At 68.9% G+C, this 21,057-nt stretch carries 18 protein-coding genes and 2 tRNA genes; 10 read left to right on the top strand and 10 right to left on the bottom strand.

Going from position 1 to position 21,057, the window contains the following annotated elements; all coding sequences use genetic code 11:
* Positions 1 to 157 precede the first annotated feature (157 nt).
* The 8 genes from B3G12_RS11655 to B3G12_RS11620 all read right to left on the bottom strand — a co-directional run bounded on the left by B3G12_RS11655 (position 158) and on the right by B3G12_RS11620 (position 10,001).
* Positions 158 to 931: a fumarylacetoacetate hydrolase family protein gene (locus B3G12_RS11655; RefSeq protein WP_145009375.1), complete on the bottom strand. Its 774-nt coding sequence runs from the start codon at positions 929 to 931 to the stop codon at positions 158 to 160.
* A gap of 84 nt (positions 932 to 1,015) precedes the next feature.
* Positions 1,016 to 2,113 (bottom strand): branched-chain amino acid aminotransferase, encoded by a 1,098-nt coding sequence (locus B3G12_RS11650; protein WP_144942510.1) that lies wholly within the window; start codon positions 2,111 to 2,113, stop codon positions 1,016 to 1,018.
* A gap of 139 nt (positions 2,114 to 2,252) precedes the next feature.
* Positions 2,253 to 3,341, bottom strand: a complete 1,089-nt coding sequence (locus B3G12_RS11645; RefSeq protein ID WP_290500475.1) for a 3-isopropylmalate dehydrogenase — start codon at positions 3,339 to 3,341, stop codon at positions 2,253 to 2,255.
* Between the two features lie 132 nt (positions 3,342 to 3,473).
* The gene (metG, locus tag B3G12_RS11640) at positions 3,474 to 5,027 is read right to left on the bottom strand and encodes a methionine--tRNA ligase (protein ID WP_290500473.1); all 1,554 of its coding nucleotides are present in this window, start codon (positions 5,025 to 5,027) and stop codon (positions 3,474 to 3,476) included.
* A gap of 123 nt (positions 5,028 to 5,150) precedes the next feature.
* Positions 5,151 to 6,176: a ketol-acid reductoisomerase gene (gene ilvC, locus B3G12_RS11635; RefSeq protein ID WP_055083385.1), complete on the bottom strand. Its 1,026-nt coding sequence runs from the start codon at positions 6,174 to 6,176 to the stop codon at positions 5,151 to 5,153.
* A 110-nt stretch (positions 6,177 to 6,286) separates the two neighbouring features.
* On the bottom strand, positions 6,287 to 6,796 hold the full coding sequence (ilvN, locus tag B3G12_RS11630) for an acetolactate synthase small subunit (RefSeq protein WP_055083383.1): 510 nt from the start codon (positions 6,794 to 6,796) through the stop codon (positions 6,287 to 6,289).
* 3 nt (positions 6,797 to 6,799) lie between these two features.
* Positions 6,800 to 8,677, bottom strand: a complete 1,878-nt coding sequence (locus B3G12_RS11625) for an acetolactate synthase large subunit (protein WP_145009381.1) — start codon at positions 8,675 to 8,677, stop codon at positions 6,800 to 6,802.
* Between the two features lie 343 nt (positions 8,678 to 9,020).
* A complete protein-coding gene (locus B3G12_RS11620) occupies positions 9,021 to 10,001 on the bottom strand; it encodes an NAD(P)-dependent oxidoreductase (RefSeq protein WP_290500468.1) in 981 nt (326 codons plus the stop codon).
* A 162-nt stretch (positions 10,002 to 10,163) separates the two neighbouring features.
* Between B3G12_RS11620 and B3G12_RS11615 the strand changes: the two genes are divergently transcribed.
* Positions 10,164 to 10,239 (top strand) — tRNA-Lys (locus tag B3G12_RS11615).
* Positions 10,240 to 10,362: 123 nt separating this feature from the next.
* Positions 10,363 to 10,794 carry an MmcQ/YjbR family DNA-binding protein gene (locus tag B3G12_RS11610; RefSeq protein WP_290500466.1) on the top strand — a complete coding sequence of 144 codons (432 nt, stop codon included), beginning with the start codon at positions 10,363 to 10,365 and terminating at the stop codon, positions 10,792 to 10,794.
* Positions 10,795 to 10,900: 106 nt separating this feature from the next.
* On the opposite strand, the gene B3G12_RS11605 is transcribed toward B3G12_RS11610, so the two are convergent.
* Positions 10,901 to 11,440, bottom strand: a complete 540-nt coding sequence (locus tag B3G12_RS11605) for a MarR family winged helix-turn-helix transcriptional regulator (RefSeq protein ID WP_144942505.1) — start codon at positions 11,438 to 11,440, stop codon at positions 10,901 to 10,903.
* A 282-nt stretch (positions 11,441 to 11,722) separates the two neighbouring features.
* Here B3G12_RS11605 and bcp point away from each other — a divergent pair, with 282 nt between their 5' ends.
* The 8 genes from bcp to B3G12_RS11565 all read left to right on the top strand — a co-directional run bounded on the left by bcp (position 11,723) and on the right by B3G12_RS11565 (position 19,668).
* Positions 11,723 to 12,196, top strand: a complete 474-nt coding sequence (bcp, locus tag B3G12_RS11600; RefSeq protein WP_144942504.1) for a thioredoxin-dependent thiol peroxidase — start codon at positions 11,723 to 11,725, stop codon at positions 12,194 to 12,196.
* A 141-nt stretch (positions 12,197 to 12,337) separates the two neighbouring features.
* Positions 12,338 to 12,422: transfer RNA gene (locus B3G12_RS11595), tRNA-Leu, on the top strand.
* Positions 12,423 to 12,472: 50 nt separating this feature from the next.
* Positions 12,473 to 14,080, top strand: a complete 1,608-nt coding sequence (locus B3G12_RS11590; protein ID WP_290500463.1) for an ABC transporter substrate-binding protein — start codon at positions 12,473 to 12,475, stop codon at positions 14,078 to 14,080.
* 101 nt (positions 14,081 to 14,181) lie between these two features.
* Positions 14,182 to 15,666, top strand: a complete 1,485-nt coding sequence (locus B3G12_RS11585) for a malate:quinone oxidoreductase (protein WP_094394212.1) — start codon at positions 14,182 to 14,184, stop codon at positions 15,664 to 15,666.
* 200 nt (positions 15,667 to 15,866) lie between these two features.
* Positions 15,867 to 16,313: a MarR family winged helix-turn-helix transcriptional regulator gene (locus B3G12_RS11580; RefSeq protein WP_055083370.1), complete on the top strand. Its 447-nt coding sequence runs from the start codon at positions 15,867 to 15,869 to the stop codon at positions 16,311 to 16,313.
* Positions 16,314 to 16,594: 281 nt separating this feature from the next.
* Positions 16,595 to 17,674: a YihY/virulence factor BrkB family protein gene (locus tag B3G12_RS11575; protein WP_055083368.1), complete on the top strand. Its 1,080-nt coding sequence runs from the start codon at positions 16,595 to 16,597 to the stop codon at positions 17,672 to 17,674.
* Between the two features lie 216 nt (positions 17,675 to 17,890).
* The gene (locus B3G12_RS11570) at positions 17,891 to 18,988 is read left to right on the top strand and encodes an S-(hydroxymethyl)mycothiol dehydrogenase (protein WP_290500459.1); all 1,098 of its coding nucleotides are present in this window, start codon (positions 17,891 to 17,893) and stop codon (positions 18,986 to 18,988) included.
* The gene (locus tag B3G12_RS11565) at positions 18,985 to 19,668 is read left to right on the top strand and encodes an MBL fold metallo-hydrolase (RefSeq protein ID WP_055083363.1); all 684 of its coding nucleotides are present in this window, start codon (positions 18,985 to 18,987) and stop codon (positions 19,666 to 19,668) included. Before B3G12_RS11570 ends, B3G12_RS11565 begins: the two co-directional genes overlap by 4 nt.
* A 96-nt stretch (positions 19,669 to 19,764) precedes the next feature.
* Here the strand turns inward: B3G12_RS11565 and B3G12_RS11560 are convergent, their stop codons facing one another.
* Positions 19,765 to 21,054 (bottom strand): hypothetical protein, encoded by a 1,290-nt coding sequence (locus B3G12_RS11560; protein WP_290500456.1) that lies wholly within the window; start codon positions 21,052 to 21,054, stop codon positions 19,765 to 19,767.
* Between the last annotated feature and the right edge of the window lie 3 nt (positions 21,055 to 21,057).

The raw sequence follows: 21,057 nt of genomic DNA, 5'->3' as shown, positions 1-21,057 counted from the left end.
CGCGCGGCCGGGCTGTTGCGGCCGGGCTGTTGCGGCCGGGGGCGGCGCCAGGGTGCGGTGTCCGGGTTCCGTCCACAGGCCCTGTCCGGAGAAGCCGCGACGACCACGCGGCACCGCGGCGGCGGCGTCGACACGTCCGTGGTGGGGAACCCGGGTGCTACCGGCGCAGCACGGTGGTGAGCTCGCCGATCCCCTCGACGTCCACGCTCAACCGGTCGCCGTCGTCCACCGTCCCCACGCCGGCGGGGGTGCCCGTGAGGATCACGTCCCCGGGCAGCAGTGTGAAGGCCTCGGAGACGTAGGAGACCAGGGTGGGGACATCGAAGATCATGTCCTCGGTATTGCCGTCCTGCTTGAGCTCGCCGTTGACGCTGGAGCGCACCGACAGCGCGGAGGTGTCCAGCTCCGTCTCGATCCACGGGCCGAGTGGGCACGCGCCGTCGAAGCCCTTGGCCCGGGCCCACTGACCATCCGTGCGCTGGGCGTCACGCGCGGTGAGGTCGTTGGCGGCCGTGTAGCCGAACACCACCTCCGGAACCCGCTCCACCGGGACGTCCTTGCACATGCGACCGATCACCACGGCGAGCTCCGCCTCGTAGGAGACCTCCTCGGTCCAGGACGGCAGCGTGACGGGGTCACCGGGGCCGGAGACCGCGGTGTTCGGCTTGAAGAAAAGCAGCGGCCTGGTGGGAACGTCATTGCCCATCTCCCGGGCGTGGTCCGCGTAGTTGCGCCCCACGCACACGATCTTGGAGCGCGGGATCACCGGCGCGAGCAGGCGTGCCTCCGAGACGTCCACCGTGCGGTCCAGCTCCTGGACGCCCACGTAGAGCGGGTCCCCGGTGAGGTACTGCAGGGTCTCGTCCCCGGGCTCGCCGTGGACCGTGCCGTAGTGGATTTCGTTCTCGTGTGTGAAACGGGCGATACGCATGCTCACAGGCTACACAGCCGCCCCGGTCCCGGGGCACGGAACGGGGCGGCTGTGCGGTACCGCGAGGCGGTGCGGGGCAGGTGCTCAGACCAGGCGGGTCAGCCAGCCGTGGGTGTCCTCGGCTTTCCCCGTCTGGATGTCGAGCAGCTGCTGTCGAATGGACATGGTCACCTCACCGGGCTGTGCGTCGTCCGGGCCGATGGTCTCGTCGTGGCCCACGAGCTGGCGCACGGGGGCGATCACGGCCGCAGTGCCGCACGCGAAGACCTCCGTGAGGTGACCCGAGCGCACTCCCTCGCGCCACTCGTCCAGGGTGAAGGCGCGCTCCTCCACCGTCATGCCGCGCTCCCGTGCCAGCTGGATGACAGAGTCGCGGGTGATGCCTTCGAGGATGGTTCCGGTCAGCTCCGGGGTGACCAGACGGTTGTCGTCGAAGACGAAGAACACGTTCATCCCGCCGAGCTCCTCGATCGCGTCGTCGCGCTCGGGGTCCAGGAAGACCACCTGGCTGCAGCCGTGGGCGTCCCCCTCCATCTGGGCGACCAGCGACGCCGCGTAGTTGCCGCCGCACTTCGCGGCCCCCGTTCCACCCCTGCCGGCGCGGGCGTAGGTGCGCGAGAGCCAGATGTCCACGGGCTCCACGGAACCGAAGTAGTTCCCGGCCGGTGAGGCGATCACGGAGAACAGCGCCTGCCGGGAGGGGCGCACCCCCAGGAACGGCTCGGTGCCGATCATGAACGGGCGCAGGTACAGGGACTCCCCCTCCCCGGACGGAACCCACTGCTGGTCCTGGACCACGAGCTCTCTGATGGAGTCCACGAAGACCTCCTCGGGCAGCGTGGGCAGGGCAAGTCGCTGGGCGGAACGGTTCAGGCGCGCGGCGTTGGCCTCGGGGCGGAACGTCCACACCGAGCCGTCCGCATGCCGGTAGGCCTTCAGTCCCTCGAAAATCTCCTGGCCGTAGTGCAGCACCGCCGTGGACGGGTCCAGGCTCAGCGGGCCGTAGGGCTGCAACCGGGCGTTGTCCCACCGCCCCACGTTCTCCTGCACGTCCCCCTGCCAGTCGATGCACACCATGTGGTCGGTGAAGTGCTGCCCGAATCCCGGGTTCTCCAGGACGGCCTCGCGCACCTCGTCGGTGGCCGGGTGGGTGTTGAGCTGCTTGACGAATTCTGTGCTCACGGGTGTTCTCCTCTTGCCAACGTGTCCACGTCACCCGTCCGGCGGAGAGGGCAGGAACGCAGTCTTCTTCGTGCAGTATGCCGGGTCGGGCGCGCCCCGCCCAGGATCTGGGCCGCAGCCGGTCTCGGCGGGGGCGGATCTAGACGGCGGGCTCGCCGAGGAGGGCGACGACGTCATCCCCCACCTGGGACGTGCTGCGCGCGCTCGTGCCGCGCAGCTCCAGGTCCCGGCGCACCGCCCGCTCGACCCGCTCGGCCAGGTCCGCGTGGCCCAGGTGCTCGAGCATCATCGCGCCGGCCAGGATCGCGGCGGTGGGCTGGGCGGTGCCGGTCCCCGCAATGTCCGGCGCGGAACCGTGCACGGGCTCGAACATGGACGGCGCGGTGCGCTCGGCGTTGATGTTGCCACTCGGCGCGAGCCCGATGCCACCCGTCACTGCCCCTGCCTGGTCCGTGAGGATGTCCCCGAAGAGGTTGTCCGTGACGATCACGTCGAAGCGCGCGGGGTCCGTGGTCATGAAGATCGTGGCGGCGTCGATGTGCATGTAGTCCACCGCGACCTCGGGGAACTGCTCCGCGAACTCGTCCACGGTGCGCTGGTACAGGCGACCGGCGTTGACCAGCACGTTGTGCTTGTGCACCAGGGTCAGCTTCCTGCGCTCGCGGCTCGCGGCGAGCTCGAACGCGTAGCGCACCAGCCGGCGTACACCGTGGGCGGTGTTGACGGAGACCTCGGTGGCGATCTCGTGCTCGGTGCCCGTACGCAGGGTGCCGCCGTTGCCGGCGTAGAGCCCCTCCGTGCCCTCGCGCACGACCACGAAGTCGATCTCTCCCGGATTGGCCAGTGGACTCGTGGTCCCGGGGTAGAGCATGGCGGGGCGCAGGTTGACGAAGTGGTCGAAGCCGAACCGCAGCTTGAGCAGCAGGTCCCGCTCGAGGATCCCCGAGGGCACCCGCTTGTCGTTGGGTGCGGCACCCACGGCACCGAAGAGGATGGCGTCGTGGCCGCGCAGCCGCTCCATGGTGTCCTCGTTGAGGACCTCCCCGGTCTCGAGCCAGTGCTCAGCTCCGAGCGGGTAGGTGGTCTTCTCGAGCGTGACCCCGGCCGGACTGGTCACGGCGTCGAGCACCTTGACGGCCTCCGCAACAACCTCCGGCCCGATGCCGTCACCGGGAAGAACGGCGATCGAGTGGCTGCGGGCGGGTGCGGGGGCTGTCATTTCGCTCATGCGCTCAGCCTAGGCACGCCGTGCGCCCTCCATCCACATGCTGAACCGCTGTATCAGATAATGAGACGAGACGGCGGTGGGCACCCGTGACCTGTCCCTGGTGCCCACCGCCCCTCCACGGTTGAGCCAAGCTCAGCCCTGCAGCGCCTCCGGCTCCTCGTACCGGGGGAAGACCCCGGAGGGCTTGGGAAGCACGGTGCCCGGCGCGATGCGTGTGCCCAGGGCCTCGAAGCCACGGGCCTCTCCCTCGGGCTGGCCGAGCTGCTCCAGCAGGCGGGACATCGAGCCCGGCATGATCGGCTGCACCAGCAGGGCCACGATCCGCAGCACCTCGGCCGTCACGTACAGCACGGTGGCCATGCGCTCGGGGTCGGTCTTGCGCAGCACCCAGGGCTGCTGAGCGGTGAAGTACCGGTTGGCGGACGCGATGACCCGCCACACGGACTCCAGCCCGCGGTGGAACGCCAGGGAGTCGAACGCGGCCCGGTAGTCCGCCACCACGGCGTCGGCCTGAGCGAGCATCTCCCGGTCCTCCTGCGTGAACTCGCCCGGCTCCGGAACTGTGCCCTCGAGGTTCTTGGCGACCATGGACAGGCTGCGCTGGGCCAAGTTGCCGAGGTCGTTGGCGAGGTCCGAGTTGATGCGCCCGGCGATCGCGTCGTGCGAGTAGTTGCCGTCCTGGCCGAACGGCACCTCGCGCAGCAGGAAGAAGCGCAGCTGGTCCAGGCCGTACTCGGAGACCATGGCGTGCGGGTCGATCACATTGCCCACGGACTTTGACATCTTCTCGCCCTGGTTGAACAGGAACCCGTGGGCGAAGACCTTGCGCGGCAGCTCCAGGCCGGCGGACATCAGGAACGCCGGCCAGTACACGGCGTGGAAGCGCGCAATGTCCTTGCCGATCAGGTGCACGTGCGCGGGCCAGAACTGGCGGAACAGCGGGTCCTCGGTGGCCGGGTAGCCGAGCCCGGTGAGGTAGTTGGTCAGGGCGTCCACCCACACGTACATGACGTGGTCCGGGTTGCCCGGCACAGGAATCCCCCAGTCGAACGTGGTGCGCGAGATCGAGAGGTCCTGCAGCCCCCCGCCCACGAAGGACGCAACCTCGTGGGAGCGCGCCTCCGGCTGGACGAACCCGGTGCGGTACAGCTCCAGCAGGCGGTCCTGGTAGCGGGAGAGCCGGAAGAAGTAGCTCTCCTCCTCCGTCCACGTCAGCTCGGTGCCGGTTCCAATCGAGTAGCGCTGGCCGTCCGCGCGAACCTCGGTCTCGTCCTCGGCGTAGTAGGCCTCGTCCCGCACGGAGTACCACCCGGCGTACTTGTCCAGGTAGATGTCCCCGTTGGCCTCCATCCGCTTCCACAGCTCCTGCGAGGCCGCGCGGTGGTCATCGTCCGTGGTGCGGATGAAGCGGTCGTAGCTGATCCCCAGCTCGTCGTCCATGGCCCGGAAGCGCGCCGAGTTGGTGTCCGCGAGCTCCCGAGGCGTGGCGCCGAGCTGCTCCGCCGTCTGCTGCATCTTCTGGCCGTGCTCGTCCGTGCCGGTCTGGAACCGGGTGTCGAAGCCGTCCAGGCGCTTGAAGCGCGCCAGCGCGTCCGCGGCGATCGCCTCGTAGGCGTGGCCGATGTGCGGGGCCCCGTTCGGGTAGGAGATGGCGGTGGTCACGTAGAAGGGAGTCTGCTCAGTCACCCCACCACTCTATCGACCCCCGGGCACGACGTCGCCGCGGCGCCCTCCGTGGGGAGGGGCGCCGCGGCGAGGTCGTCGGGTCTCAGGCCGCGGCCCTCGCGGGGGCCACGGAACCAGCGCGGATCAGCGCGCGGCCGTGCCCTCGGTGTAGTCCTCGTCCGTCTGCTCCCACGCGAACAGCGAGCGCAGCTTGCGGCCCGTGGTCTCGATGGGGTGCTTCTCCTCCTTGGCGCGCAGCTCGGCGAACTCCTTGCCGCCGGAGGCCTGGTCCTTCATGAAGCGGTCCGCGAAGACGCCATCCTGGATGTCCTTCAGGACGTCCTGCATGCGCTCCTTCACGGAGGGGTCGATCACGCGGGGGCCGGAGACGTAGTCGCCGTACTCGGCGGTGTCCGAGATGGACCAGCGCTGCTTGGCAATGCCGCCCTCGACCATCAGGTCGACGATCAGCTTCAGTTCGTGGAGCACCTCGAAGTACGCGATCTCGGGCTGGTAACCGGCCTCGGTCAGGACCTCGAAGCCGTACTGGACCAGGTGGGACATGCCGCCGCACAGCACGGCCTGCTCACCGAAGAGGTCCGACTCGGTCTCCTCGGTGAAGGTCGTCTCGATGACGCCGGCGCGGGTGCCGCCGATGCCCTTCGCGTAGGACAGCGCGAGCTGCAGGGCCTGGCCGGAGGCGTCGACCTCCACGGCCACGAGGTCCGGCACGCCGCGCCCGGCCTCGAACTCGCGGCGCACGGTGTGGCCCGGGCCCTTGGGGGCAACCATGGCGACGTCCACGCCCTCGGGCGCCTCGATGTAGCCGAAGCGGATGTTGAAGCCGTGCGCGAAGAAGATCGCGTCGCCCTCTTCGAGGTTGTCCTTGATGGACTCGTTGAACACCTGGGCCTGGACCTGGTCCGGGGTCAGGATCATGATGACGTCGGCTTCCTTCGCGGCGTCCGCGATGGACAGCACGCGCAGGCCCTGGGCCTCGGCCTTGGCGCGGGATGTAGAGCCCTCGTTCAGGCCGATGCGGACGTCCACACCCGAGTCGCGCAGGTTCAGCGCGTGGGCGTGGCCCTGCGAGCCGTAGCCGATGACCGCCACGGAGCGGTTCTGGATGATCGAGAGGTCGGCGTCGTCGTTGTAGTAGATCTTGGCCATGAGCTTGCTCTGTCTCCTTGGATAGCGGGTGGGGTTGTGCGTGATCCGCGCTCCGCCGGGCGGCGGAGCCGGGATCGGGTCTGTGGGCGGCCCGCTCGCGCGGCCGCCGGTCAGTGGCGCAGGGCCCTGTCCGACATGGACTTGGGGCCGCGGCCCAGGGCCACGGTGCCGGCCCGGACGATCTCCCGGACTCCAAAGGGCTCCAGGACGTCCAGCAGGGCGTGGATCTTCTCGCGCGAACCCGTGGACTCGATCACCACGGACTCCGTGGAGACGTCCACGATGGTCGCGCGGAACAGGTCCGCCGCCTGCGTGACCTGCAGGCGCGTGCTCGCGTCCGCGCGGACCTTGACCATGATGTGCTCTCGCTGCACCGAGGACTCGGCCGTGAGCTCCACGATCTTGATCACGTTGATCAGCTTGTTCAGCTGCTTGGTGACCTGCTCCAGCAGCTCACCGTCCGCGTCCACCACCACCGTGATGCGCGAGATCCCGGACAGTTCCGTGGGGCCCACGGCCAGCGAGTGGATGTTGAACGCACGCCGGGCGAAGAGCCCTGCCACGCGGGTCAGCACGCCCGGCTTGTCCTCCACCAGAACGGAAAGAGTGTGTCGGCTCATCGATCAGTCCTCCGTGTTCCACTCGGGCGTCATGTTGCGGGCGATCTGGATCTGGTCGTTGGACACACCCGCGGGGACCATCGGCCACACCATCGCGTCCGCCGAGACCACGAAGTCGATCACGACGGGCCGGTCGTTGATCTCCAGAGCCTCCTTGATGGTGGCGTCCACGTCCTCGTCCCGCTCGCAGCGCAGCGCCGCGCAGCCGTATGCCTCGGCGAGCTTCACGAAGTCCGGGACCCGGCGGGAGTTGTGCCCCGTGTTCAGCTCGGTGTTGGAGTAGCGACCGTCGTAGAACAGGGTCTGCCACTGCCGCACCATGCCGAGGGACGAGTTGTTGATGACCGCCACCTTGATCGGGATGTCGTTGATCACGCACGTGGCCAGTTCCTGGTTCGTCATCTGGAAGCAGCCGTCGCCGTCGATTGCCCACACCACCCGGTCCGGCTGGGACACCTTGGCACCCATGGCCGCGGGGACCGCGAAGCCCATGGTGCCCAGCCCGGCAGAGTTCAGCCACTGGCGGGGACGCTCGTAGTCCACGAACTGCGCGGACCACATCTGGTGCTGGCCCACACCCGCCGCGTACACGGCCTCGGGGCCCGTGAGGGCGGAGATCCGCTCGATCACGTGCTGTGGGCTGCCGTGGCCGTCGTCGGTGCTGGTGTAGCCCAGAGGGTACGTGTCCTTGAGCGTGTTCAGGGCGGACCACCACGCCTCGAGGTCGGACGTGCCGGACTCCTCGACCACCTCGCGCACGGCCTGCGTGAGGTCCGGGATCACGTGCCTGAGGTCCCCCACGATGGGCACGTCCGCCATCCGGTTCTTGGAGATCTCGGCCGGATCGATGTCCGCATGGATTACCTTGGCCCCGGGGGCGAAGGTGTCCAGCTGCCCGGTGACGCGGTCGTCGAAACGCGCGCCCAGTGTCACGAGAAGGTCCGACTGCTGCATCGCGAAGACCGCAGGCACCGTGCCGTGCATCCCCGGCATGCCCATGTTCTGCGGGTGCGAGTCCGGGAAGATGCCGCGGGCGGTCAGAGTGGTCACCACGGGGGCGCCTGTGAGCTCCGCGAGCTCCTTGAGCTCGTCCGCGACATCCGCGCGCATGGCGCCGCCGCCGGTGTAGAGCACGGGACGCTCGGCGGCCGCGATCATGCGTGCGGCCTCCTTGATCTGCTTGGAGTGACCGCGGGTCACCGGGCGGTACCCGGGCAGCTCCATGGCCGGGGGCCAGCTGAAAGTCATCGTGGCCTGCTGCGCGTCCTTCGCCACATCCACGAGGACCGGCCCGGGGCGCCCGGTCGAGGCCAGGTGGTAGGCCTCGGCGAGCACGCGCGGGATGTCCTGGGCGTTGGTGACCAGGTACGAGTGCTTGGTCACGGGCATCGTCATGCCCACGATGTCCGCCTCCTGGAAGGCGTCCGAGCCGATCGAGGAGCTGGCCACCTGGCCAGTGATCGCGAGCATCGGGATCGAGTCCATGTTTGCGTCGGCCAACGGGGTGACGAGGTTCGTGGCACCGGGTCCGGACGTCGCGATGCACACGCCCACACGACCCGAGGCCAGCGCGTAGCCCTCCGCCGCGTGGCCAGCCCCCTGCTCGTGGCGCACCAGGATGTGGTTGATCTTCTCGGTGTCCAGCAGGGGGTCGTAGGTCGGCAGGATCGCACCGCCCGGCAGGCCGAAGACGTCCGTCACGCCCAGCTGCTCGAGGGAGCGGATGATCGCCTGGGAGCCGGTCATCTCCTCGGGGCCCACGACCTCCGCCGCGGCGCCCGTCAGCCGTGCCGGGTCCGTCTCCGCGGCCTGGGCGACCGCGGCGGACGGCGCACGTCGCTGTGCCATCACCGCCGGTGAGATCGGCTGGTCCTTGCTCATAGTGCTGTGTCCTTACGTGCTGTGATGTGCGTGGCGCCGAGCGGGGTGGTGCGGGGCGGGAACGAGCGGGTGGGACGTCGTGGTACATGAAAAAGGCCCTGGCCACGGGTTCCGTGGGCTGAGGGCCTGGAGGGTGCGTGCTCGGTACGCCTCAGGCCCGGTGTCCAATGAGGACGACCGGTACGAGGTCAACGAGGGTGCGCAGTGCCGTATTCATGCCCTCATGGTGTGACGTGGGAAACCTCCGTGTCAATCCGCGGACACCCAGTCTCAGAATGTGGACACCAGAATGAGACGGGTGCGAGACACGGCGCCGCACTCGGGCTCCCGGGGCCTCCGGGGCTCAGTCCCGCGGCAGGTCGAGCCGTCCGGGCTGCACCAGGAACTGCGGGCTCCGCCCCTGCTGGAGGGCCTCGAGCTGTTCGAGCACCAGCTTGCGGATGCGGGGCCGGAAGGAGTCGTTCGAGCCACCGATGTGGGGCAGCACGATGGAACCCTCCGCCGCCATCAGCGCGTGGTCACCGGGCAGCGGCTCCGGGTCGACGACGTCGAGCGCGCACCGCAGGCGCCCGGCCGTCACCTCAGCCGTGAGGGCCGCCGTGTCCACCACGGCGCCGCGGCCCACGTTGACCACGAGTGCGCCGTCCGGCAGCAGGGAGAGCATCCACTCCCCCACGAGGTGCTCGGTGGCGTCGTTGAGGGGGAGCGCGAGGACCAGGATGTCGGTGCGCGGCAGGATCTCCTCCAGCTCGGCTACGCCGTGCACGCGCCCGGAGGCATCCTCCCTGGCGCTCGAGGCCACCCGGGTGACCTCCACCTCGAAGGGCTCCAGGCGCGCGATGACGGCCCGGCCGATCTCCCCCGTCCCCACCACTGTGACGCGCGAGTCCGCGAGGGAGCGCGAGAAGTACCGCTCGTAGCGGCCCGCGCGCTGGTTCACGATCGCGCGGTCGAACTCGCGCTGGGCGGCGATCATCAGGCCGAGCGCCACCTCGGCCGTGCCCGCCGCGTGGACCCACCCGCCTGCCGCGAGGGCGACGTCCGGGCCAATCTGCTCCGGCACGCCGTCGTAGCCCGTGGACTGTAGCTGCAGCAGGGCCACGTCGCTCAGCACCGAGGTGTCCTTGCGCCAGCGGTTCGAGTAGTAGGGGGCCACGGCGATGTCCACCTCCTCGCGAGAGCACCCCTCCGGCTCCCCCACGAGGTCCCACAGCACGCAGCGAAAGCCCGAGGTGGCCGCACTGATCTCCTCGAACAGGCGCGGCTCGGGGAGGGAGATCACATGCAGGTCGGTCAGGGCGATGTCCCGGGGCGTGGAATCCATGCTCGGAGTCTACTCAGGCGGCCCTCTCGACAGCCTGCCGCGAGGACGGCATCGCCCCCGGCCCACCCCTGATTTGACTCCCTCCGCGGTGATGCTAAAGTTGTTTCTCGTTGCGAGGAAGAAGGCAACGGCGAAAGCAGAAAGCATCTTCCCGAGCGCCATGCGCCTCTAGCTCAATTGGCAGAGCAATTGACTCTTAATCAATGGGTTCAGGGTTCAAGTCCCTGGGGGCGCACCAGCACGAACGACGAAGGCCGAGTCACCGAGGTGACCCGGCCTTCGTCATGTTTCTGTGCCTGTCCAGCACGGCACCCATCCCGCAGAGATTCCGGCACCTGACCAGCGAAGAGGTGGCACCCGCATGGTTCCCGCCCACCAACCGGAGGACGCGCGCCACGTGCAGACATCAGGTGGGGACACGGTGCAGCAGTGGGCCTGCGAGCGTGCCGACGAGCTGCCCGGCACGGGTCTCGAGCACCCCTTCGGTCCAGCCTGGGACGTGTTCAAGGTGTGCGGCAAGGTCTTCATGCTGCTCACGGAGCTCGGTGGGGAACCGCTGCTCACGCTCAAGGCGAGCCCCCAGGACGCGCGAGCACTGCGTGAGCAGTACGCGGCTGTTACACCGGGCTACCACATGAACAAGAAGCACTGGATCACACTGCGCTCGAGTGCCGAGCTGGACCGCGAGCTCGTGCAGGAACTCGTCACCGAGTCATACCTGCTCGTCCTGGAGGCGCTCCCCCGGCACAGGCGCCCCGTGGACCCCGCCACGTTCGGGGTCACCCCGAGCTGACACGGACGCCGGGTTGGGCTCAGCAGCACCGCTCCGTGCAAGCCCGGGGACAGTGGGAGCGACGGCGCGTGAGGCCCATGGCGCTGACGAGCGAGGAACCGAAGACCTACAAGGCAGAGCCCGGGGCTCCCGTGATCGAGGAACTCGCCACCGACGCGTGCACACCCTCAACAGAGGCCGAGGTGTCTGCTGAGCCGACGTCGGGGTCCTCCTGGACCTCCTTGCGCCACCGGGCTCCCCCGAGTGAGGAGATGATCTCCGCGAGCCGGCGCCGGAACTGCTCGTCAGACTCGTCGCCCGCGCCCAGCAGCCCGCGCTCGAGCCCGGCCGCGTCCTCCAGCACCCGCTCGCCCGCCTGGGAGATGCTCACCACGTGCGAGCGCCGGTCCTGCTCGTTCTTCGACCGGGTGATGTGACCGTGGACCTCCAGGCGGTGCAGCGTCTTGCCCATGGTCTGTGCCTGCACCCGCACCTGGTGCGCGAGCTGCGCCTGCGTCATGCTGCCCTCGGAGCGCAGGACGTCCAGTGCCATGACACCCGCGTGGGTGACGCCGAGCGACGCAAGGTTCTCGTTCCACGCGTGCTCCACGAGTCGCGCTGCCGTGGAGAGCAGTCGGTTCGTAGGCCACTGGTTCCTGTCTTGCATGTGCTGATCATATCCGCACAAAAATTTCCGGAGCATTACAGTAAGTTCGCTGAGCGGTCAATTCCCTGCGGATATACGCAGCATCCGCCCTTGTCGGAGCGGCCTGTCAAGATCTGCTCCGCGGAGATCCTCGCGGCCCGCGGGAACGACTCGACCGAGGGGGACCAGGGACACTCCGAGCACTGCGACGACAGACCGGATCGTCCATGCTCCACGACTGCACTGAACGTGCAGGGCGCATACTGGGGGAACACGTGTCTCCCACGACGGAAGGAATCCACCGTGTCCGCACACCTGTCCCCCGGTGATCCCGCCCCCGAATTCAGCCTGCCGGACGCGCACGGCGAGACCGTCTCGTCGCAGCAGTTGCACGGTGAGCGCGTGGTCCTGTACTTCTACCCGAAGGCGGCGACCCCCGGGTGCACCACCGAGGCGTGCGACTTCCGCGACAGCATGGCCTCCTTCTCCGCCGAGGGCTACCGCGTGATCGGGATCTCCCCGGACGCCCCCGCCGCGCTGGAACGCTTCACGACCGCCCAGGAGCTCGGCTTCCCCCTGCTCTCGGACCAGGACCACCGCGTGGCCGAGGCCTACGGCGCGTGGGGCGAGAAGAAGAACTACGGCAAGGTCTACGAGGGGCTCATCCGCTCCACAGTGGTGGTGGACGAGCAGGGCGCGGTGACGCTCGCGCAGTACAACGTGCGCGCCAAGGGCCACGTGGCCAAGCTCCGTCGGGACCTGGGCCTCGACGCCTGAGCCAGCCGGCGTCGACGTCGCCGGCTGGTGCCACACGGCACGGCCCCACCGCGGCCCGGATCCACCCCAGTCGGCCACGGCGACTGGTTAGGATGGGTCACGATCTCGCCGGCTCGCGGAGCATCCCCGCGGCCGGCGACTGCGCGAGTGGTGAAACTGGCAGACACGCAGGATTTAGGTTCCTGTGCCTCACGGCGTGCGGGTTCGAGTCCCGTCTTGCGCACCATGCCCAGCCTGCCGAGCGCAGGACTTTCCGACGACGCCAGAAAGGTCCCGATGGCCGCTGAGAACCGCTTCGGCCGGCGCAGCTTCCTGGCCGCCGCCGGTCTCGGGCTGGCACTGTCGGGCTGCTCGAACGCCACGGCCCGCCCGTCCGCCGGCGCATCCGTGCCCAGTGGGCACTTCGTCCTGGCCCACGCGGCCGCGCCCGCCGGTCTGGATCCGTCGCGCCGGAACTCGCAGGAGACCTCCCGGATCTCTGCCCAGATCCTGGAGGGGCTGGTCTCCGCCGACCGCTCCACGGGAGAGCCGGCACCCGGTCTCGCCGAGTCGTGGACCGTCTCGGACGACCGCCGTTCCGTGACGTTCACGCTGCGCCGCGACGTCGTCTTCCACGACGGCTCCCCGCTGGACGCCGAGGCTGTCAAGGCCAACTTCGACAAGTGGCAGGCGCAGGCGGAGTCGGACGAGTCCTGGGCACCGCGCTGCGCGTTCGCCACGACTTTCCGCCACGGCCACGCGAACCCGCAGATCAGCACCGCGTACTCCGGGGTGGAGGCCACTGACGAGCACACGGTGGTCCTGCACCTGACCCGCCCCTACACGGCCCTGCTCTCCGCACTCACCCAGCCGGCGTTCGGGATCGCCTCCCCGGCCAGCATCGCGGACGGCTCCGGGGAGGAGCACCCCGTCGGCACCGGACCCTTCCGCTTCGACTCCGCCTCGGACAGCTCCGTGACCCTGGTGGCCCACGACCGCTACTGGGGACAGCTCGGAGACGTGGGCACGCTCGAGATGCGCGTGGTCCCCGACGCCGACGTGCGCTGCGCGCTGCTGCTCTCCGGCGACGTCGACGCGTACGATCTCGTGGGGCTCGACGCCTTCGGTCCCCTGGCCCGGCAGGGCGTGCAGGTGCTCTACCGAGACCCGTACTCCGTGAGCTACCTCGGCCTGAACCCGAGCGCCACGATCCTGCAAGACGTGAACGTGCGCCGCGCCGTCGCCGCCGCCATCGACCGCGGTGCGATCGCCAAGTCCCTGTTCCCCAACGGCACGAACGTGGCCAGCCAGTTCGTCCCGGCCCGGTTCAACGTGGACGGCGACAACCTCCAGATCCCCGGCTACGACCCGCAGCACGCCAAGGACCTCCTCAAGGCCAGCGCGTACAACGGGCAGCGGCTACCCTTCTACTACCCGCGCCACACCTCCCGCATGTACCTTCAGGAGCCCGAGCGCGTGTACGCGCAGATCTCGGCACAGCTCACGCGGGCCGGCTTCTCGATCAAGCCCGTTCCCGTGAACTGGGCGGACGGCTACGCGGACGTGGTCACGGACCCGGAGAAGGGCCACGCGTTCAGCCTGCTCGGCTGGAGCGGCAGCTTCCGGGACCCGGACAGCTTCATGGCGCCGCTGCTCGGGAACCCGGACTCCCAGATGGGCTACTCGGACAACGGGATCATGACGGCCGTCAACCGTGCCGCGATGATGCCGGACGGCGATTCCCGCAGCGCCGCGTACAAGGCCCTCAACAACCGCGTGTCCGACATCGTGCCGGCCGTCCCCCTGTGCCACCCCGTCTCCGCAGTGGCCGTGAACTCCCGCGTGACCTCTTTCCCCCTCACCTCAACGGGTTTCGAGCGCTTCAACGAGCTCCAGCTCGCCTGACCTCGGCTCCACCCGTTGGGACTTGCCCCGGGCGGGCGATACCCTGGACGACGAACGCCAGGGTGCGATGCCGCGCCCATCACGCACGCACGGGAGAAAACGTGACTTCACCTCAGCACACCGAAACCGCCGACGTCGTCCTTGTGGGTGCCGGCATCATGAGCGCCACCCTGGCCACACTGCTCAACGACCTCCAGCCGGAGTGGAAGCTGACGGTGCTGGAGCGTCTGGACGCGGCCGGCCTCGAAAGCTCCAACGCCTGGAACAACGCGGGCACCGGCCACTCCGCCCTGTGCGAGCTCAACTACGCCCCCCAGGCCTCGGACGGCACAGTCAGCGCCACCAAGGCACTGAACATCAACGAGCAGTTCCAGATCACGCGCCAGCTGTGGAGCTCGCTCGTGGAGAACGGCACGCTGGGCGCGCCCAGCACATTCATCAACTCCGTGCCCCACATCTCCATGGTCTTCGGCGACGACCACGCGAACTACCTACGCGCCCGCTACGACGCCTTCAAGCCCCACAAGCTCTTCGAGCGCATGGAGTTCACCGAGGACCGCGAGCAGATCGCGCAGTGGGCTCCCCTGACCATGCACGGCCGCGGTGCCGGGCGCGTAGCGGCAACGTTCGCTCCCGAGGGCACGGACGTGGACTTCGGCTCTCTGACCAACCAGCTGCTGCGCCACCTGGGAGGCCGCGGCGTGAGCATCCAGTACGGCCAGCAGGTCACCACGCTGGAGCGCCAGAGCGACGGCTCCTGGCTCGTGTCTGTGAAGGACCGCCTCAACCGCGACAACAACCGCGTGATCCGGGCACGCTTCGTGTTCCTGGGTGCCGGCGGCGGCGCGCTGCCGCTGCTGCAGAAGTCCGGGATCAAGGAGGCCAAGGGCTTCGGCGGATTCCCCGTCTCGGGGCTGTTCCTGCGCAACGTGGACCCGACCATCACGGCCCAGCACAATGCCAAGGTCTACGGCCAGGCGTCCGTGGGTGCCCCGCCCATGTCCGTGCCCCACCTGGACACGCGCTACGTGGACGGCGAGCGCGCCCTCATGTTCGGTCCCTACGGCGGGTTCCGCCCGAACTTCCTGAAGCAGGGCTCGCTGCTGGACCTGCCCAAGAGCGTGCGCGCGCACAACCTCTACCCCATGACCCGGGCGGGCATGGCGAACCTGGACCTGGTCAAATACCTCCTGGGCGAGCTCACCAAGACCCGCTCCCAGCGCATCGAGGCGCTGCACGAGTACTACCCCAGCGCCGAGGAGTCCCAGTGGGAGCTCATCGAGGCCGGTCAGCGCGTGCAGGTCATGAAGGCCGACAAGGCCAAGGGTGGCGTGCTGCAGTTCGGCACGGAGCTCGTGACCAGCGCGGACGGCTCCATTGGGGCCCTGCTCGGCGCCTCCCCCGGCGCCTCGACCGCGGTGCCGATCATGCTGAACCTCCTGACCAAGTGCTTCCCGGCCAAGATGTCCGAGTGGGAGCCCCGCATCAAGGAACTCATCCCCGCCTACGGTGTGAAGCTCAACGACAACCCGGGGCTCGCGGACGAGATCATGGGCCACACCGCCTCGGTGCTCGGCATCAAGTAGATCTCACGCGCTCTTTCGCGGGGGCTTTCGTGCACAGCGTGCGGAGGCCCCCGTTCTCTTTTCCCCGTGCCCCCTTTTCGTGGACAGGCCCCGTGGCTTCGGCCAGAAGTGTGGACACAGGTCATAAGAGAACTGTCAGTACCCTCTCGTAGCATGTAGATAACGCCCATCGGGGGGTGGGCGTTATTAAAGGGGGAAGTATGACGTCAAGGGGGAGTATCGAGGCGTGGGATGCTTTGAGTCGCTGCCATGTCTCCGTCACGCGGGAGCTGCAGCGCGAAGTCGATCTTCGCGGTCTGTCCCGTCGTGAGTTCGAGGTGCTGACAACGCTGCACAGCGCCGACCGAGGGGGCCTGAGGCTGCGAGACCTCAACAGCCACGTGCTGCTGACGCAGTCGAGCCTGTCCCGCATGCTCGAACGTCTCGAGAACAAGGGACTCGTGACTCGCCGTCAGGACTCCCAGGACCTGCGCGGAGTGCGCGTGGCCCTGACCGAGGCCGGGAACCGGCTCCACGACGAGATCTCGCAGGACAATGACCAGAAGGTCGCGGACGTGATGAGCACTGCGCTCGACGCCCAGGAGATCAGGGTCCTCACGCGGCTCAGCGAGCGGATCCACCAGTACGCGCTCTCGCTGTCGCGCTGACACGCGCCTCACACCCGCACCGCGCCCGTGAGTTCTCACGGGCGCGGTGTCGTCGTCCGGGGTCGCGACGGCGCGCGGCGGGGTTCCGCGGCGGCTGGCTTTGGATCCCGTAACCCCGAGCCCGGGGGTTCCATGACGGACGGCAGGGCGGGGAGCGACGTCGTCGCCGGAGCGCGCGAGCGCCGTGACCGTAAGTGCCGGGCTGCGGACCGTGAAGTCAGTACACTTCTGGGAGTAATCCCGCTCCGCATCCGTGCCTTCCGCTCCCCGAGAGGATCCCCATGACCGATCAGAACCCGGAGTCCACCGTCCACCGGAAGGACGCCGCTCCGCACCCTGACCACGACTCGAAGCCCGAGTCCCCCCACCAGCTCCAGGGCCGGTCCTGGGGGTACATCTTCAAACGCGGCCTGGCCGAGTTCTCGAAGGACGGGTGCACCGACCTCGCGGCTTCCCTGACGTACTTCGCCGTCCTGTCGATCTTCCCGGCGCTTCTCGCGCTCGTGTCCCTGCTGGGCGTCTTCGGACAGGGCGAGGCCACCACCACCGCGATCCTGGACTTCCTGGACCAGTACGCCCCCTCGGCACTGGTGGAGCTGCTCTCCGGCCCCATCTCCCAGCTCACCACGCAGTCGGGGGCAGGGCTGGCACTGGTCGTCGGCATCGTCGGTGCCCTGTGGACCGCCTCCGGCTACACCGGGGCCTTTGCGCGGGCCATGAACCGCATCTACGAAGTCACGGAGGGGCGCCCCTTCTGGAAGCTGAAGCCGGTCATGCTGCTCGTGACCCTCGTGATGGTCCTGATCGTGGCACTGGTGATGATGATGGTGGTGATCTCGGGCGACATCGCACAGACCCTCGGGGACCTCGTGGGCCTGGGCAGCACCGCCGTGACTGTCTGGAACTGGGCCAAGATCCCCGTGGTCATCCTCCTGCTCGTGCTGCTCATCGCGATCCTCTACTACGCCACGCCCAACGTGAAGCAACCCAAGTTCAAGTGGCTGAGCCCCGGTGCCGCGATTGCCCTGGTGGCCATGGCTGTGGCCGGCCTGGCGTTCGCGTTCTACGTGGCGAACTTCGCCAAGTACAACGCAACCTACGGCGTGATCGGCTCCGTGATCATCCTGCTGCTGGGACTGTGGATCATGAACAACGTGCTGCTTCTGGGCGCGGAGGTGGACGCGGAGATCGAGCGCGTCCGCCAGCTGCAGGGCGGCATTCGCGCGGAGCGAACCATCCAGCTTCCCCCGCGCGACATCACCCAGGCCGAGAAGCTGCAGAAGAAGGAGGAGGAGCTCGAGGCGCAGGGCCGCAAGATCCGGCTGCACACCGAGCACATCGACTACTCCCAGGACTCCTGAGCCGGTTCCGGCACAGCCTGTTCCTCACCGAGGGGCCCACGCGGTGACCACCGTGCGGGCCCCTCGAGCCTCCCCGGTCTTGCCCTCGGCTGGGGCGCGATCCGCGTCAGGCGCGTTTTCTCGGTGGGCGAACGACGACGCACGACCGGTGCCCTGCTCGCGGGGCACCACGCATACTGGGAAGGACACAGAATTCGAGTCGACGGAGGCAACCGCATGCACAAGGTCAAGGGCGTCGTGGTACGCGCCAAGAACGAGCCGGCAACCCTGGAGACCGTCCTGGTCCCGGATCCCGGGCCGGGCGAGGCACTCGTGGACGTGCTCACGTGCGGGGTGTGCCAGACGGACCTTCACTACAAGGTAGGCGGCGTGGGGGATGACTTCCCCTACCTCCTGGGCCACGAGGCCGCCGGGGTGGTCAGCGCGGTGGGTGAAGGCGTCACCGAGGTGGAGGTGGGTGACCACGTGATCCTCAACTGGCGTGCGGTGTGCGGCGAGTGCCGCGCGTGCCGGCGGGGCGAGCCATGGTACTGCTTCAACACCCACAATGCCACGCAGAAGATGACGCTCGAGGACGGCACCGAGCTGGAGCCCGCACTCGGCATCGGGGCATTCGCGGAGAAGACTCTGGTGGCGGCCGGCCAGTGCACGAAGATCGAGACCCCGCTGCAGGACGAGCAGTACGCGGCCGTGGGCCTGCTCGGCTGCGGTGTGACGGCGGGGATCGGTGCGGCGCTGAACACCGGCGCCGTCAAGCGCGGTGAGTCCGTGGCCGTGATCGGCTGCGGCGGCGTGGGGACCGCGGCCGTCGCCGGTGCCGCTCTCGCCGGTGCGACCACCATCATTGCGGTGGACGTGGACGACGAGAAGCTCGAGACCGCGCAGCGCCTCGGAGCAACTCACGTGATCAACTCCCGCTCGACGGACGCCGTGGAGGGCATCCGGGAGCGGACCCACGGCAACGGCGCGGACCTCGTCATTGACGCCGTCGGCGTGCCGGACACCTTCATGCAGGCCTTCCAGGCCCGGGACCTCGCGGGGCGCATGGTCCTCGTGGGCGTGCCCAATCCCGGAACGGTCGCCGAGATCCCCCTGGACGAGGTGTTCTCGCACGGCGGGTCCATCAAGTCCGCGTGGTACGGGGACACCCTGCCCTCCCGCGACTTCCCGATGCTCGTGGACCAGTACGTGCTGGGCCGCCTGGACCTGGACGCGTTCGTCTCTGAGCGCATCGGCCTCGCCCAGGTGGACGAGGCGTTCGAGACCATGAAGTCCGGCAAGGTCCTCCGCTCCGTCGTGGAGGTGTCCCGGTGACTCGGACACCCGAGATCGTCGTCACCGACCCCCGCGACGGTGTGCGCGTGACCAACTGCGTCACGGAGGGCACCTTCAGCCTTGACGGGCAGACGTGGGACGTGGAGAACAACGTGTGGGTGGTGGGCAACCAGGCCGAGTGCGTGGTGATCGATCCCGCCCACGACCCCGAGGCCGTGCTCGCGGCAGTGGACGGCCGCACCGTCACCCACGTGCTGCTCACCCACGGCCACGACGACCACATCAGGGCCGTGCGGGACGTCGTGGAGCAGCTCGACGGCAACCCTCCCGTGCTCATGAGCCCCGAGGACGTCATGCTGTGGCACGCCGTCCACCCCGAGGGGACCGAACCGGAACCGTTGCACGACGGCCAGGAGCTCACCGCTGGCACCGTGGCCTTCACCGTGATCGCCACGCCCGGCCACTCCCCCGGCTCGGTGGTCTTCCACGCCCCCGATCTCGGTGAGCACGGCGTGGTTTTCACCGGCGACACCCTCTTCCAGGGCGGGCCGGGAGCCACGGGACGCTCCTACTCCGACTTCCCGACGATCATCGACTCGATCGACAAGCGCCTGCTAACGCTGCCGGAGGACACGCTCGTGCTCCCCGGGCACGGAGACGCAACCACGATCGGCGAGGAGAAGCCCCACCTGGGCGAGTGGATCGCGCGCGGTCACTGACACGGTCCGGCCTCTGGCCGACGACGCCGCCCCGGTGCCTTCCACGGTGAAGGCGCCGGGGCGGCGTCGTAGTCTCCCCCGGCGGCCGTGCGGAGGTCAGATCCTGGGATCGCGGACCGGAGAGCGGCGCAGCGTGTAGCTGAAGAAGAGCGCCGTGCCCAGAAGGAGCATCGCCGCCGCCACCGGTCCCATGGCCGCGGACATGTAGTCGCGGTGCACGCCGAGGTAGGCGCAGACAATCAGCCCCACGGCCGAGGAAGCGCTGGAGACCACTGACATCTGGGCGACCAGGCCCAGGAACCCCGTGGTAACGCCCACCTGACCAGCGGAACTGTGCAGGCACAGCAGGCTGGGGCCAGAGAAGAGACCCACGAGCAGCAGCACCACCGAGTACCCCAGAGACCCGGAGGGTGCGGAGAGCAGCATGGATGCCACCAGGGCCCCCGTGCCCGAGAGCACCATCATGTTGGATGCCGTGATGCGGTGCCGGAACCGCACCGCCAAACTCGAACCCACGGCTGCGCCGAATCCCAGGAGGGCGTAGATGGCACCCATGGTCTCCCCGCTGTCGAGGGACACGGAGTACACGGCCAGGCAGCCCTGCACCGCTCCGAGCAGCGCGCTGAGCGCCCCGATGCCGTAGAGCAGTCCGTGGCGCAGCCGGAACGTGGTGGAGCGGGGGACGCCCAACGGGGAACGGTCCCGCCACAGCAGGTGGACCGGCATGTTGGCCTGCGGATAGCGGGACGAACGGTGGGCCACGAAGAACGCGATGGTGACCAGGGACAGCGTGGCGGAGACCTTCAGAACGGAGGACGGGCCAATGGCCACCGCGAGCAGTCCGGTGAGGGCCGCACCCAGAACGGTGGCGAGAGCCTCGTTGACTGACTCCCGCCGCATGGCCGACGAGAAGGCTTCGAGACGGCCCTGTCCCTGAAGGACGGAGGCCCAGCGCAGACGGGCTGCGAGGCCCATGGGCGTCAGGGAGAGGCCCGCAATGAAGAAGGGAACGAAGGCGGAGACCGCACCCCACGCGACGGGCACCGTGGAGACGTCCACCAGGGAGAGCTGCCACATGACCCCGCCCTGGATCAGGGCGATCCCGGCCAGGGCCCACTGCCGCCAGCGGACGTTCGAGAACAGTGCCATGCCCACGGCGCACACCGCCATGCCGAGGCAGAGCGCGGCGGAACTCAGGGCCGCGGCCCATGCCGAGGAAGCGGACACCGCAACCCACGTGAGCACCCCGAGCGGAGCCATGACCTGGGGCAACCTCAGCAGGAGGGTGATCGCGCTGAGCTGGCGGTCGCTGCGGACGAGCCGCTCCCGCGCGCCGGGATCGGGCGGCGCGGAAACGGGCACCTGGGTGCGGGTCGCGGTACTCACCGT

Origin of the sequence: Kocuria sp. UBA5001 (assembly GCF_002398425.1) — a bacterium.
Taxonomy (GTDB): Bacteria; Actinomycetota; Actinomycetes; order Actinomycetales; family Micrococcaceae; genus Kocuria; species Kocuria salsicia.
This window is presented reverse-complemented; position numbering and strand designations above follow the sequence as displayed.